Source organism: Nocardiopsis moroccensis (genome assembly GCF_055763695.1).
Window position 1 is genome coordinate 6001971 of the sequence record NZ_CP199747.1, and the last position, 14881, is coordinate 6016851.

The 14881-nt window shown below is 70.0% G+C and carries 12 protein-coding genes; 11 read left to right on the plus strand and 1 reads right to left on the minus strand.

All coding sequences use genetic code 11. From position 1 onward, the window contains the following. Positions 1-56: 56 nt before the first annotated feature. Complete coding sequence (locus ACUKCB_RS26560; protein ID WP_473038262.1) at positions 57-2726, minus strand: S8 family serine peptidase; 2670 nt, start codon at positions 2724-2726, stop codon at positions 57-59. Positions 2727-3362: 636 nt separating this feature from the next. On the opposite strand from ACUKCB_RS26560, the gene ACUKCB_RS26565 reads away from it, so the two are divergent. The 11 genes from ACUKCB_RS26565 to rplS all read left to right on the plus strand — a co-directional run bounded on the left by ACUKCB_RS26565 (position 3363) and on the right by rplS (position 14820). After that, positions 3363-4358 carry an ABC transporter substrate-binding protein gene (locus tag ACUKCB_RS26565; protein ID WP_473038263.1) on the plus strand — a complete coding sequence of 332 codons (996 nt, stop codon included), beginning with the start codon at positions 3363-3365 and terminating at the stop codon, positions 4356-4358. A 42-nt stretch (positions 4359-4400) separates the two neighbouring features. After that, positions 4401-5432: a FecCD family ABC transporter permease gene (locus tag ACUKCB_RS26570; RefSeq protein WP_473038264.1), complete on the plus strand. Its 1032-nt coding sequence runs from the start codon at positions 4401-4403 to the stop codon at positions 5430-5432. Between the two features lie 59 nt (positions 5433-5491). Then, on the plus strand, positions 5492-6682 hold the full coding sequence (ftsY, locus tag ACUKCB_RS26575; protein WP_473038265.1) for a signal recognition particle-docking protein FtsY: 1191 nt from the start codon (positions 5492-5494) through the stop codon (positions 6680-6682). Positions 6683-7097: 415 nt separating this feature from the next. Further along, positions 7098-8441 carry an ammonium transporter gene (locus ACUKCB_RS26580; protein WP_473038266.1) on the plus strand — a complete coding sequence of 448 codons (1344 nt, stop codon included), beginning with the start codon at positions 7098-7100 and terminating at the stop codon, positions 8439-8441. Positions 8442-8832: 391 nt separating this feature from the next. Beyond that, positions 8833-10095, plus strand: a complete 1263-nt coding sequence (locus ACUKCB_RS26585) for a hypothetical protein (RefSeq protein WP_473038267.1) — start codon at positions 8833-8835, stop codon at positions 10093-10095. Between the two features lie 94 nt (positions 10096-10189). Further along, a complete protein-coding gene (gene ffh / locus ACUKCB_RS26590) occupies positions 10190-11782 on the plus strand; it encodes a signal recognition particle protein (protein ID WP_473038268.1) in 1593 nt (530 codons plus the stop codon). A gap of 249 nt (positions 11783-12031) precedes the next feature. Further along, positions 12032-12532: a 30S ribosomal protein S16 gene (gene rpsP / locus ACUKCB_RS26595; RefSeq protein WP_473038269.1), complete on the plus strand. Its 501-nt coding sequence runs from the start codon at positions 12032-12034 to the stop codon at positions 12530-12532. Between the two features lie 2 nt (positions 12533-12534). Next, the gene (locus tag ACUKCB_RS26600; protein ID WP_191274314.1) at positions 12535-12777 is read left to right on the plus strand and encodes an RNA-binding protein; all 243 of its coding nucleotides are present in this window, start codon (positions 12535-12537) and stop codon (positions 12775-12777) included. 150 nt (positions 12778-12927) lie between these two features. Continuing rightward, the gene (rimM, locus tag ACUKCB_RS26605; RefSeq protein WP_473038270.1) at positions 12928-13446 is read left to right on the plus strand and encodes a ribosome maturation factor RimM; all 519 of its coding nucleotides are present in this window, start codon (positions 12928-12930) and stop codon (positions 13444-13446) included. Positions 13447-13457: 11 nt separating this feature from the next. Continuing rightward, the gene (gene trmD, locus ACUKCB_RS26610) at positions 13458-14285 is read left to right on the plus strand and encodes a tRNA (guanosine(37)-N1)-methyltransferase TrmD (protein WP_473038271.1); all 828 of its coding nucleotides are present in this window, start codon (positions 13458-13460) and stop codon (positions 14283-14285) included. 178 nt (positions 14286-14463) lie between these two features. Further along, entirely contained in the window at positions 14464-14820 is a 357-nt protein-coding gene (gene rplS, locus ACUKCB_RS26615) for a 50S ribosomal protein L19 (RefSeq protein WP_191274319.1), read from the plus strand. The last annotated feature ends 61 nt before the right edge of the window (positions 14821-14881 follow it).

Below are 14881 nucleotides of genomic sequence, written 5' to 3' on the forward strand. Positions count from 1 at the left end.
GGGGCCGCCCTCTCGGTCGAGAAGGGCGGCCCCGTCGCTCCGTTACCGGGCCGGACTCAGCCCCGGTCGATGGTGATGACCGGAGAGGTCCACGTCTCCCAGTGGTCCGGGTTGTCCGGATCGCCGAGCGCCTTGAGCGCCCGGGCCTCCAGCCGGTAGTCGCCGTCCCGCACGGGCTTGACGCGGTCGCGGGAGTCCACCACGGTGCCGTCCCAGGCGTAGCTGAAGAAGGCGGTGCTGGTGGCGCTGCGGTTGACGTAGTCGACGTCCACGGCCACGTTGCGGTCCGGGTGGACCGGGCGGCCGGTGCGCTCGTCGACGACGGTCATCTCCAGCTTGGTCACGTGGTGGTCGAAGTGCGCGATCACGTACGGGACGTCGGGCAGCCCGTCCACCCAGTCCAGCGTGTAGGTGGCGCCGTCGGGCCGGTTCTCGAAGGTGCCGCCGTTGTCGTCGGCGCACTCCAGGCCGGAGAAGGCCTCGCACTCGGTGATGCGGGTGAGCCACGGCAGCTCGTGCACGTCGCCGTTGGCGTCGGTGATCGGGGTCATCGCCTCGATCTCCTGGTAGTCGCCGTTGTAGGCGGCGTACGGGACGCGGTGGGACTCACCCGCGCCCTTGCCCTCGACCTCGGTGACCGTGACGTAGCCGCCGTAGAGCATCTGCTCGTGGTCGCGGGCGGGCGGTGTGACGGTCACGTCGACCTCCACGGACTCGCCGGGGCCGACGGTCACCGCGTCCGTGCTGAAGGAGGCCTCGGCGGAGGCCGCGTTGAAGGACGGGGTGAAGGTGCTGCCGTGCGTGCCCAGCGCGGGCTCGTGCGAGATCTCGTAGGTGGCGGCCTGGTCACCGTCGTTGGAGACGGTGACGGTCTCGGTCACCGGTCCCTCGGTGGCGCCCAGGGCCAGCTTGCCGGGGGCCAGGCTCGTGGTGGTCAGGATCGAGCCGGGGAGGTCGAGCATGCCCGCGCCCTGACGGTGGACGTTGTCCAGGACACCGAGGTCCGGGTTGCCCCACCACATCGTCGGGTCGGCGGTGTTCTGCAGGACGTCGCGCACCTCGTGCGCGCCGAGCTCGGGGCGGGCCTCCAGCAGCAGGGCGACGCCGCCCGCGACGTGCGGGGAGGACATCGAGGTACCGCTGATGGTGGCGTAACCGCCCTTGGCCATCGGGTAGGTGGAGTTGATCAGACCGCCCGGGGCGCCCAGGTCCGGCTTGAGGTCCAGGTCGGCGGCCATGCCGTAGGAGCTGAAGCTGCTGATCAGGCCGCCGGTCGGGTTGGGGACCGTGGCCTGCTCACCGGTCCAGGTCAGGGTGACGGGCTCGTCGCCCTCCAGGAGTTCGAGGAGGTGGGTCCCGGCTTCGGCGGAGATGCCGACGGCGAAGGCGCCCCGGTCGGTGATGCCGCCTCCGGCGAACATGCCGGGCACGTTGTTGTGGATCACGACACCGGTGGCGCCGGCGTCGACCGCGGCGTCGTACTTCTCGGCGAAGGTGCAGTCACCGCGGACGACGAGGGCCGTCCTGCCCTCGGGGTCGCCCTCCAGTTCGTCGCCCAGGGACGAGCAGCTCCGGCCGACGTAGACGAGTTCGTCGCTCTCCCCGGATCCGGGCGGCAGGACCGCGTCGTCCATCTCCATGTAGGCGATGGTCTCGCCGCTCTGGGTGGCCTCGGCGGCCGCGGCCCGGATGTGGGTGTTGTCGTAGGCGGCGACGCCGATGACGTTGGCGCCCAGACCCGGGGCGCCCGCGGAGTAGAGGCCGGTGTCCCCGGAGTTGCCGATGGAGGCGACCACGACCATGCCCTCGTCGACCAGGTTGTCCGAGGCGACGGCGGTCGGGTACTGGGGCCAGGAGTGGGCCGAGCCGATGCTCATGTTGAGCACGTCCATGTCGTCGGCCAGAGCCTGCTCCATGGCCGCGACCATGATGTCGGAGGTGGTGGAGCCGGAGCAGCCGAACACCTTGTAGGCACCGAAGGCCACGTCGGGTGCGACCCCGGTGACCTCGCCCTCGGCGCCGATGATGCCGGCGACGTGGGTGCCGTGACCGTTGCAGTCCTGCGGGTCGTCGTCGGGGGCGGGGGTGGAGCTGGCCGGGTCGCCGGCGTTGAAGTCGTCGCCGACGAAGTCGTGGCCGGCGACCACGCGCTCGGACGGGAACTCGCCGGAACCGCCGAGGTCGGGGTGGGTGTAGTCGACCCCGGTGTCCATGACGGCCACCCGCAGGCCCTCACCGGACAGCCCGAGCTCGCTCTGTACGACGTCCGCGCCGGTCATGCCGAGCGCGGTGTCCATCTCCGGTGCGCTTTCGTCCTGCTCGGGGATCTCGTGGCGGACGACCGGGTGGATCGCGGCGACGCCGGGGATCTCCCGGGCCGTACCTACCTGGGAGTCGTCCATCTCCACGGATACGCCGTTCCACAGCTCGCTGAAGGACAGCCGTTCGCTGTACTCCAGGCCGTACTCCTCGGCTTCGGCGCGGAAATCCTCGTGCTCGTCGTCGACGCGTGCGGAGGCCGTTCCCCTGGAGGTGGGAGGGCTCTCCAGTTCAATGAACCACAGGTCCTGTACCTGGTGTGTCAGCTCGCCGTTCTCCGCCGTGGGTGCCGGGTGGAGGGGTGCGAGTTCCGAGCTCTCGTCGGCGCCTGCCGGTGCGACCGCGACCAGGCCCGCAATGAGTGTCAGCCCGGCGAGCGGCGCCAGGCGTGATCGGTGGGGTGCCACCTTGTCAACACATCCCTTCTCGTGCGCGCCTCAGGACACCGGGGGAGCGACGACCCGCCGGGTGCGGGTGTACGCGCACGGGGGATACGCCGCTTGATGTCCGTATTCGGATAATCGGCGCGCATGGCAACGAGATCATTGCTGTGTGCGATCGAGGTGTCAATGTGCATTAAGACTCAATATGGCCACGCAGCAGGTCCAAGTGGTGCGAGTTTCTTCTGATGCCCCAGAAGTTAATAAATTGGACATAAAGCATTTTTAGTTTGAAACCAAACAAAAACTCGGATCGGGGAACGCGGTACCGAATGCCTCCGGCTTGGGGAGCCGGCCCTGAAACCGTACGGAAAGCGCAGCTCGGAGCAGGTGAACCCGGGCGCGCGGCGGCTGAAGGGGTGCCCGTACAGTGGAGGGGTTGTGCCACCCTCCGGGCGGCACGACCGGTGCCGAACGAGCGAAATCCGGTCCTGCGGCCACATCCGGCCGCCCAACCCGGTGCTGTCCCGCAACTGTGAGGCCCCGCCCGAGCGCGGGGACGAGCCAGGTCGCCTCTTCGGCCCCGACGAACCCGTCCTCGTGGGAAGGACCGGCCGTCCCCGACCGGGCCGTGCTCCCTTCCCGGCTCACCGAAGGAGCACCGTGCGGATCGCTCGCCAACTGCCCGTCGCACTCCTGGGCGCCACCCTCGCCCTCACGGCCTGCGGCACCACCGACGCCGAACCCGACGCCACGGAGGAGACCGGGGCCGCCTCCGCCGACTGCGGGGCCCCCGAGCCGGCCGCCGACCGGGAGCCCGTCGGAGACGGAACCTTCCCCGTCACCGTGGCCGGCGTGCTCGGCGAGGTCACCCTCGAAGAGGCGCCCGAACGCATCGTCTCCCTCTCACCGAGCAACACCGAGACGCTCTTCGCCATCGGGGCGGGCGATCGGGTCGAGGCGGCCGACGAGTACTCGAACTACCCTGACGAGGCCCCCACCACGGACCTCAGCGGCTTCACCCCCAGCGTCGAGGCGATCAGCGAGTACGACCCCGACCTCGTCATCCTCGCCGACAGCGCCATCGACACCGCGGAGCAGCTCGACGCCGTCGACATCCCCACCCTGGTGCTGGGCGGAGCCGCCGACATGGAGGACGTCTACTCCCAGATCCGCCTGCTGGGCGAGGCCACGGGCCACACGGAGGAGGCCGACGCCGAGGCCGACCGGGTGGAGAGCGAGTTCACCGAGATCGTCGACGCCGCCTGCGCCGAACTCGCGGGCGCCGAGCTGACCTTCTACCAGGAACTCGACGACACCCTCTACTCCGCGACCTCCAACACCTTCGTCGGTCAGGTCTACGACGCCTTCGGCCTGGTGAACATCGCCGACCAGGCCGCCGACGACGAGAGCGGCGACTACCCGCAACTGTCCGCGGAGTTCGTGGTGGAGGAGAACCCCGACCTGATCTTCCTCTCCTACGGGGACGAGGCCGCGGCCGAGGCCGTCGCCGAGCGCCCGGCCTTCGACACCGTCTCCGCGGTCGAGACCGGGTCGGTCCACGTGCTCGACGGCGACATCGCCTCCCGCTGGGGGCCGCGCGTGGTCGACTTCGCCCAGGCCGTCGGGGACGCGGTCACCGAGACCGCCAACCGGTAGTACCGGCACGGGCGGCACGAGGAGCAACGGGGGGAACAGGGCGTGAAGGGCTTCGGGGTCCCGTGGGGCTGGCTCCTGGGCGCCGCGGCGGCGCTGTTCGCGGCCGGGCTCCTCGGCATCTCCGCTGGCGCCGCCTCGATCTCCGCGGCGGACACCCTCCGCCACATGCTCAGCCTCCTGCCGTTCGGCACCGAGTCACCGCTCACCGACCGGCAGGAGGCGCTCCTGATGGAGCTACGCCTGCCCCGGGTGGTGATGGGCGCCGTGGTCGGCGCGCTCCTGGCCACGGCGGGCGGTGCCTACCAGGGCGTCTTCCGAAACCCGCTCGCCGACCCCTTCCTCCTCGGCGCCGCGTCCGGGGCCGGGCTGGGCGCCACCATGGTCATGGTCTTCGGGCAGGAACTGACCGCCGACCCGCGCTCCCTGGTCCCCGTGGCGGCCTTCTTCGGCGCCCTGGCCGGGGTGACGGCCGCCTACGCCCTCGGTTCCACCGCCGGGGGAGGCGGCACCGCCGCCCTGGTGCTGGCGGGGGTGGCCGTCTCCTCGTTCCTCTCCGCCGCCCAGACCCTCGTCCAGCAGATGGGCGTGGACCAGCTCCAGCGCATCTACGCATGGCTCCTGGGCGGGCTCGGCCGGGGCGGATGGGACGACGTCCGCCTCGTCGCGCCGTACGCGGTCGTCGGACTCCTCGTCCTGCTGCTCTGCGGCTACCTGCTGGACATGCTCGCCCTGGGCGACGACAAGGCGGTCAGCCTCGGCCTGAACCCCGCCGTCGTGCGGATGGTCGTCATCGCCGCCGCCTCCCTTGCCACCGCGGCCGCCGTCTCGGTGAGCGGCCTGATCGGCTTCGTCGGCATCGTCGTCCCGCACATCGTGCGCCGCCTCGTGGGTTCCAACTACCGGGCGATCCTGCCCGTCACCGTGCTGGCGGGCGGCGCCTTCCTGGTGGCGGTGGACATCGTGGCGCGCACCATCGTCGCCCCCGCGGAACTGCCCATCGGGGTGGTCACCGCGTTCCTCGGCGCACCCTTCTTCGTCCTCATCCTGCGGACCACCCGCCACCGCGGTACCTGACGGCACGCCACCCCGCGTGATGCGAAGGCGTCGAACACTCTGGGAGACTGGTTCACGCTATGGACATCACCTTGCTCGTAAGCATCATCGTCGTCGTCGCCCTCCTGGCGGTTGGCGGGTTCTTCCTGGTCAGGACCCGACGATCGGTCACGCCGGGTAAGGAGGAGACCAAGCCCGAGGTCACCGGGGAGCCCAAGGAGGCCGCCCCGGAGGAGGACCGGGAACGGGACGCCGGGACGGTCGGCACACCCCCCGCCCACGCCCCTCCCGCGGAGGAGGCCGCCGCCCCGGCCCCCGCCGAACCAGCCGCACCCGAGATCGAGACCCCGCCCCCGTCGGCCGGGCGCATGGTCCGCCTGCGCGCCCGCCTGGCCCGCTCCCAGAGCTCCTTCGGGCAGGGCCTGCTCACCCTCCTCTCCGCCAAGACCCTCGACGAGGACACCTGGGAGGAGATCGAGGACACCCTGATCACCGCCGACATCGGCGTCACCTCGGCCACCCAGATCGTCGAGAACCTGCGCACCCGGGTCAAGGTGCTCGGCACCCGCGACACCGAGGAGGTGCGGGGCCTGTTGCGCGAGGAACTCCTCAACCAGATCGGCGCCGACACCGACCGCGCGGTGCGCACCGAACCGCACAGCGGCCGCCCGGCCGTGATCATGGTCGTGGGCGTCAACGGCACCGGCAAGACCACCACCACCGGCAAGCTCGCACGTGCCCTGGTCGGTGACGGCCGCAGCGTCGTTCTGGGCGCCGCGGACACCTTCCGCGCCGCGGCCACCGAGCAGCTGCAGACCTGGGGCGGACGGGTGGGCGCCCCGGTCGTGCGCAAGGACGAGGGCGCCGACCCCGCCAGCGTGGCCTTCGACGCCGTCGCGCGGGGCATCGAGGACGGCGCGGACACCGTCATCATCGACACCGCCGGACGCCTGCACACCAAGACCGGCCTCATGGACGAGCTGGGCAAGGTCAAGCGCGTGGTGGAGAAGAAGTCCCAGGTCGACGAGGTCCTCCTCGTCCTGGACGCCACCACCGGCCAGAACGGCCTGCGCCAGGCGCGCGTGTTCGCCGAGGTCGTCAACGTCACCGGCATCGCCCTGACCAAGCTCGACGGGACCGCCAAGGGCGGCATCATCGTCCAGGTCCAGCGCGAGCTGGGTGTGCCCGTCAAACTCGTCGGGCTCGGCGAGGGCCCCGACGATCTCGCGCCCTTCGACCCCGAGGTCTTCGTGGACGCCATCCTCGGCTGAACCGCCGGCCCTCCGGCCGGACATCCGCACGCGGGTGTCCGGCCTTTTCGCGTCCACCCCGCCCCGGAAGCGGGTTCACCGGGGCGCAACCCCCGGGAAACACCGGGGCCGGGAACCTGACCGCACCGACACCGCCACCGTGAAAAGTCACCGAGGGTGATCAAATCCGACCCCTCGGTCCCTGTGGTGTGTGTCTCCTGTGCCCGTGCACGTGCATTGGCGCGGCCTGCGCGTTCGGTTCACGCCGCCTTAACACTTCTGTCTGTCCTTTTACGCCCGCGCAACACGTCGGGTCCGACAGAGAAACACCCCGGACGGAGAGTGGACGCCGTGGCCAGCGCACCGGGCCCGATGATGCGCTCGCTGACTGCCGCCCTTCAAGACAATCCCCCGTCCGTCCTATGGAGGCGACGAAATGATCGACACAGGCAACACCGCGTGGCTGCTGATGAGCGCCGCGCTGGTGATGCTCATGACCCCGGGCCTGGCTTTCTTCTACGGAGGCATGTCGCGGGCGAAGAGCGTCCTGAACATGATGCTCATGAGCTTCGGAAGTATCGCGATCGTCAGCGTGCTGTGGGTGCTCATCGGGCACTCGCTCTCCTACGCGCCCGGTTACGGCGCCCTCGACATGTTCGTCGGCGGATTCGACTACGTGGGACTGACCAACCTCCTCGGTGAGATCGAGCCCGCAGAGGGCGGCGAGGGCGGTTACCCGCTCCTCGTCGACGCCGGCTTCCAGCTGATGTTCGCCGTCATCACCGTGGCCCTGATCAGCGGCGCCATCGCCGACCGCGCCAAGTTCGGCGCCTGGCTGCTGTTCGCCCCGGTCTGGGCCCTGATCGTCTACTTCCCGGTCGCCCACTGGGTCTGGGGCGGCGGCTGGGTCGCCACCATGCACGAGTGGACCGGCCTGCCCGAGGTCATCGACTTCGCCGGCGGCACCGCGGTCCACATCAACGCCGGCGCCGCTGCCCTGGCCCTGGTCCTGGTCCTCGGCCGCCGCAAGGGCTTCGGCTCCGAGTCGATGCGCCCGCACAACCTGCCGTTCGTGCTGCTGGGTACCGCGCTCCTGTGGTTCGGTTGGTTCGGTTTCAACGCCGGATCCGCCTACGCCGCCAACGAGCAGGCCGCCCTGGCCCTGGTCAACACCCAGGTCGCCACCGCCGCCGCGACCGCTGCCTGGATGCTGGTCGAGCGCATCCGCTACGGCAAGATCAGCGCCCTGGGCTTCGCCTCCGGTGCCATCGCCGGCCTGGTCGCCATCACCCCCGCGGCCGCCAGCGTCACCCCGGTCGGCGCCATCGTCGTCGGCCTCCTGTCCGGTGCCGTCTGCGCCTACGCGATCAGCTGGAAGTTCAAGTTCAAGTACGACGACGCCCTCGACGTGGTGGGCATCCACATGGTCGGCGGCATCGTCGGCTGCCTCGCCATCGGTTTCATCGCCTCCTCCGCGGTGCCCGGCGGCGGCGACACCGGCCTGTTCACCGGCGGCGGCATCGGCCTCCTGGCCGCCCAGGCCATCTCGGTCATCGGTGTGATGATCTACTCCTTCGTCGTCACCTGGGTCATCGCCAAGGTCATCGACCTCGTCATCGGCTTCCGGATCGCCGAGGAGGTCGAGACCAACGGCCTCGACCACGAGCTGCACGCGGAGTCGGCCTACGCCTTCGACGAGCTCGACGAGTTGGAGGAGGAAGCGGTCTCCTCGTCGACGCCTCCGGGCGGGGAGACGGCCTCACCGCAGGTCAAGTCCTGACCCTCAATGTCGAGGCCGCAGGCCTTGAACCGATGACGCGGTGAGGCGGCTCAGGGGCCGACGGGGATTTCCCCGTCGGCCCCGTCCGTGTTCGCCCTGCGTGCGGCCGACAGGTTCCACTCATATGTACGTGTTCAAGGAGTGGTGTTGGCAATGAGCCGTGCCCTTGTTCGATACCCTTTCGGGGCGGTGCGGCGGCCGACCCGGTTCCGGGGGAACGGCGCAGGGCGCCGGGGCGGTCCGAGCAGTGTTCCATCGGACGCAACCGGCGGATCGGCACCCGCATCCCACACTGCGGAGAGGCAGGGCGATACCAACGCCCGGGCCCTCCCGACGGCTTACTTCACGCGCATTCGTATCAGCACCCCACAGGTCGGGGTCAGGAGGCAAGATGGCGCCGGTTACTCGCAACAGGGGCCCCAGGGCGTACTCGGTGGACACCGGCTCCGGGAGCCGAAGGCTCGCCCTCGCCGCGGTGGCCACCATCGCCGCGCTGGGGCTGGCCGGATGCGGCCTCGGTGGCGGAGACGAGGAGCCGGAGCCCACCGAGGAGGCCGCGGAGCCGGTCGAGGCGGCGCCCCTGCTCGAAGAAGCCCTGACCGACCTGGCCACCTACCCCGCGCTCACCGCGGAGGGGCAGGTCGCCCCGACCGTCGGCGGAACCATCCAGGAGACCACCCTGACCGTCGCCGATGGCGGCGCGTCCAGCGGGACCGTCCGCGCCAACGGGATCGAGGCCGAGCTGGTCGCCGCGGACGACAAGCTCTTCCTGCGCGCGGGCGAGGAGTTCTGGCTGGACAAGGGGGTCTTCGGCCCGGACAGCGACCAGTTCGGCGGCACCTGGGTGCGCTCGTCCACCGAACAGGCGGGCATCAACCCGCAGAACACGCTCGCCCCGCTGGCGCTCTCGACGATCCTGGAGGGGATCGGCCTGGAGGACGAGGAGGCGGTCGAGGAGAACCTCGACGACACCCGTGCCTACCGGATCGACCTCGACGGCGAACGCAACCAGTTGTGGATCGACGCCGAGACCAACCAGATCCTGCGCATCGAGATCGAGGAGCTGGTCCCCGAGGGCGGCGAGACCGGTCCCCAGGTCCGCCTGGACCTGGCCCGGGCCGACGAGGCCGCGACCGAGGAGCTGTACACCGGTCTGACGGCCACCGTCGAGGAGGAGCTCACGTCCTCCCGCGACGCGCGCATCGAGGTCAGCTGGGACGGGCAGCCCGCGATGGAGTGCGATGAGGGGCCGCACTGCACCTGGTCCGGCACCGTACGCGACGCCGGCGCCGCGGGCAGCGGCACGGTCCTGGTCCGGATGGACGTCACCTTCAGCCAGGAGGAGATCGGTGACCAGGAGTGCTCCGACAACGGGGCCCTGGAGGCGGGCGGCACCCTCGACCTGGCCTGTGACGCCAACTACGACATCACCACCCCCGAACCGCGGACCTACGACGACATCCAGGGCGAGGCCCGGCTGTCCACCAGCGGGCTGAGCTCCGACCAGCAGCAGGAGATGCTCACCGCCCTCGCCGAACAGCGCGAGGCCACCCTCTCGGGCTCGGACGAGGAGACCGGCGGCGCCGAAGGCGAAGACGCCGAGGAGACCGGTGGTGAGGGCACCGAGGAGGCCGAGGAGACCGGGGGAGATTAGCGGTACCCGCCCCGGGAGCGCACCGGCTCCTGCGGGTGGGGGGCGGCAGGTAGGCTAGGAAGTCAATTCCGACGACGAAGGACTGGCCAAACTCGTGTTCGAGACGCTTTCCGACCGGCTGACATCGGTCTTCTCCTCGCTGCGCGGCAAGGGGCGGCTGTCCGAGGAGGACATCAACGCGACCGCGCGGGAGATCCGTCTCGCGCTGCTTGAGGCGGACGTCGCGCTGCCGGTGGTCCGCGAGTTCATCTCGCGGATCAAGGAGCGCGCCCGCGGCGAAGAGGTCTCCAAGGCCCTCAACCCCGCCCAGCAGGTCATCAAGATCGTCAACGAGGAACTGGTCGAGATCCTCGGTGGCGAGACCCGGCAGGTCCGGTTCGCGAAGAACCCGCCTACCGTGATCATGCTCGCGGGTCTGCAGGGCGCGGGTAAGACGACCCTCGCGGGCAAGCTCGCCAAGTGGCTCTCCGACGACCGCAACACCCCGCTGCTGGTCGCGGCCGACCTCCAGCGCCCCAACGCCGTCACACAGCTCCAGGTGGTCGGTGAGCGCGCGGGTACCCCCGTCTTCGCCCCCCAGCCGGGCAACGGCGTGGGCGACCCCGTCAGCGTCGCTCGGGAGTCCATCGAGCACGCGCGGCGCAACAACCACAACGTCGTCATCATCGACACCGCGGGCCGCCTCGGTGTGGACACCGAGATGATGCAGCAGGCCGCGGACATCCGCGACGCGGTCAGCCCCGACGAGATCCTCTTCGTCGTCGACGCCATGATCGGTCAGGACGCGGTCAACACCGCCCAGGCCTTCCTGGACGGTGTCGGCTACGACGCGGTCGCGCTCACCAAGCTCGACGGTGACGCCCGCGGCGGTGCGGCCCTGTCGATCCGGCACCTCACCGGTCGCCCGATCATGTTCGCCTCCACGGGCGAGAAGCTCGAGGACTTCGACCTCTTCCACCCGGACCGGATGGCCTCGCGCATCCTGGACATGGGTGACGTCCTCACCCTCATCGAACAGGCCCAGCGCACGTTCGACGAGGCCGAGGTCGAGAAGATGGCCTCGACCATGGCCTCGGACGACGACTTCACGCTGGACGACTTCCTCCAGCAGATGGCGATGGTCCGCAAGCTCGGTCCGATCGGCAACCTGCTCGGCATGATGCCCGGCATGGGGCAGATGCGGGACCAGATCGAGGGCATCGACGACAAGGACCTGGACCGCATCCAGGCCATCATCCAGTCGATGACGCCGGGCGAGCGGGCCAACCCGAAGATGATCAACGGCTCCCGTCGCCTGCGGATCGCCAACGGTTCCGGTACCCAGGTCAGCGACGTCAACGGCCTGGTCACCCGCTTCTTCGAGGCGCAGAAGATGATGCGCAAGATGAAGAGCGGTGGCGGTATGCCGGGGATGCCCGGGATGCCGGGCATGGGCGGCGGCAACAAGAAGAAGGCCAAGGCCCAGGCCAAGAAGGGCAAGAAGGGCAAGCAGCGCAGCGGCAACCCGTTGAAGGCCCGCCAGCAGGAGGCCGAGCGGGAGGCCGAACGCAAGCGGCGCCAGGAGGAGGGCGGCCAGGAGATGCCCCAGCTCCCTCCGGGCCTCGGCGGCGGCCAGCCCAACCTTCCGCCCGGTCTGGGCGGGCCCAACATGCCCGACCTGTCGAACTTCAAGCTGCCCAAGAAGTAGTGAGACCCGCCACGGCCCGTCCGGAACCCTCCGGCCGGGCCGTGGGTGTTTCTCCGCCGAAGTCGGACGCGTGGCGGTGTCCTGGCCGAGGAACACGTCCGCGTCTGGCACAATGAGTAGTCGACTAACGGTGGCCGGGCCGGCCCTCTAACTAGCCCGCCACCCACGTCCTGCCTCGACGGGTTCCACAACCCCACGTGGGCCGCCTGTCAGGCGCCTAACACCGTTATTCGGGAGAAGACCACTCCAGTGGCTGTCAAACTGAAGCTCAAGCGTATGGGCAAGATCCGTACGCCCCAGTACCGTGTCATCGTCGCCGACGCCCGCAACAAGCGTGACGGCAAGGCGATCGAGGAGATCGGCAAGTACCACCCCAAGGAGCACCCGAGCCTCATCGAGGTCAACTCCGAGCGGGCCCAGTACTGGCTGTCCGTCGGCGCCCAGCCGTCCGACGCGGTGAAGGTCCTCCTGCGCAAGACCGGTGACTGGCAGAAGTTCAAGGGCCTGGCCGCCCCGGCTCCGCTCCAGGTCGCCGAGGCCAAGGACCCCGAGGCCAAGGAAGCCGCCTTCCAGGCCGCGCTGAAGGAGCTCGTGCTCCCCGGCCAGGAGAAGAAGGCCAAGAAGGCCGAGAAGGCCGACAAGGCCGAGAAGGCCGACAAGGCCGAGAAGAAGTCGGACAAGGCGGAGAAGGCGGCCGACAAGCCCGCCGAGAACGCCGAGGCTGAGAAGAAGTCCGAGGGCGAGGCCTAATCGTGCTGGAAGAGGCGCTTGAGCACCTCGTGAAGGGGATCGTTGCGAACTCCGAGGACGTCCAGGTGAGAGCCAAACGGCTCCGCAAGGGCAAGGTTCTGGAGGTCCGGGTCCACCCAGACGATCTTGGCAAGGTCATCGGCCGCAACGGTCGGACCGCCAAGGCACTGCGGACCGTCGTCGGCTCTCTCGCCGGCGGCCGTTACGTCCGTGTGGACCTGTTGGACCTGAACGAAGTGCGCTGACGCGCCTCTTGGGGCGCCGACCGCTGACGGTCGGCGCCCCGAACTCGTGCCCGGGGACCGTGTGAACGGACCCGGGCACGACGTTCCCCGCGGGCCGTTCCCGAACGGGGGACAGCGGGGAACACCGACAACGATCGAAGGAAAGCACTCATGCGACTCGTGGTGGGCCGGATCGGCCGCGCGCACGGTATCCGCGGCGACGTCGCCGTCGACGTGCGCACAGACGACCCCGACGCCCGGTTCACCGTAGGCGCCGTACTCCAGACGGACCCCGCCTCGGCCGGTCCGCTGACGATCGCCTCGACCCGGCGGCACAGCGGCAGGCTGCTCGTCCGCTTCGCGGGGATGGCGGACCGGGACGCCGCGGAGGCGCTGCGCGGCACCGCCCTGCTGGTGGACTCCGACGACATCGCCCCCCTGGACGACCCCGACGAGTTCCACGACCACGAACTGGTCGGCCTGACCGCCGTCACCACCGGGGGCGAGACGGTGGGCACCGTCGACGACGTCCTGCACCATGCCCAGGACGTGCTCGTCATCACCGCCGAGGCCGGACACGAGGTCCTGGTGCCGTTCGTCGCCGCCCTGGTCCCCGAGGTCGACGTGGCAGCCGGCCGGATCGTGCTCGATCCGCCGCCCGGCCTGCTCGACCTGCAGAACACCGACTGAACGAGTACGCAGTGCGCATCGACATCATCAGCATCTTCCCCGACTACTTCGCTCCCCTGGAGCTGTCGCTGATCGGAAAGGCGCGCGAGGCGGGCCTGCTCGACGTGCACGTCCACGACCTGCGCGGATGGACCCACGACCGGCACAACACCGTTGACGACACCCCCTACGGCGGTGGTCCCGGCATGGTGATGAAGCCCGAGCCGTGGGGGGAGGCCCTCGACGAGGTCGTGGCGGACCGGCCCGCCCGGCTGATCCTGCCGACCCCGAGCGGACGCCCTTTCACCCAGGCCGACGCCGAACGCCTGGCGGGGGAGAAGAACCTGGTGTTCGGGTGCGGGCGCTACGAGGGCATCGACTCCCGCGTCGCCGTCGAGGCCGCCGGACGCATGCCGGTCGAGGAGGTCAGCATCGGCGACTACGTCCTCAACGGGGGCGAGTCGGCGACGCTGGTCATGGTGGAGGCGATCACCCGGCTGCTGCCCGGAGTGCTCGGGAACCGGGAGTCGCACGTCCAGGACTCCTTCGCCTCCGGTGGGATGGAACACCTGGTGGAAGGGCCGGTGTACACCAAACCCGGTACCTGGCGGGGCCAGGAGGTCCCGCCGGTGCTGCTCTCCGGTAACCACGGCGCCGTCGACCGCTGGCGCCGGGACCAGGCACTGCGAAAGACCGCCCGCAACCGCCCCGACCTCATCGGTTCCATGCCCGCTGACAGCCTGGACGGGCGGGACCGCGAGGTCCTCGCCGAGGAGGCGGTCCTAGGCGGCGGGGCCCGGTCGGATCGGGCCGCTGGAGACCAGCCGGTTCAGGGCGGCGGGGATCATGTGGCAAACTAGGTGAGTTCCCCCCTGGTGACCCCAAGGCATCCGCATGCCGGCGGCACGACGTCGGCCTCTGTGTCGGTCACCGGGCGGTTCGACTGGTCAGACCCAAGTACAGGGCCTCGCCCGCGAACCCCCTCCCCGGAACAGCCTGGGAGCAGGACGCGGCGCGCTATTGATGAGGATTCGCGAGATGCACACCGCCATTCAGGAGCTGGAAAAGGCTCAGCTTCGCACCGACGTTCCGGAGTTCCGTCCGGGTGACACGCTCAACGTTCACGTCCGCGTGACCGAGGGCACCCGTACCCGTGTCCAGGTCTTCAAGGGCGTTGTCATCCGCCGCCAGGGCGCGGGCAACCGCGAGACCTTCACCATTCGCAAGGTGAGCTACGGCGTGGGCGTGGAGCGCACCTTCCCCATCCACACCCCGGCCGTCGAGAAGTACGAGGTCGCCGCCCGCGGTCGCGTGCGTCGCGCCAAGCTGTACTACCTGCGCGACCTGCGCGGAAAGGCCGCCCGCATCCGCGAGCGCCGCGAGCCCAAGAAGTAGGTCTTACCTGATCGGTCCGGAACCACACCGCCCCGCCGGGCGGCAGGATAGGCTTTCGGCC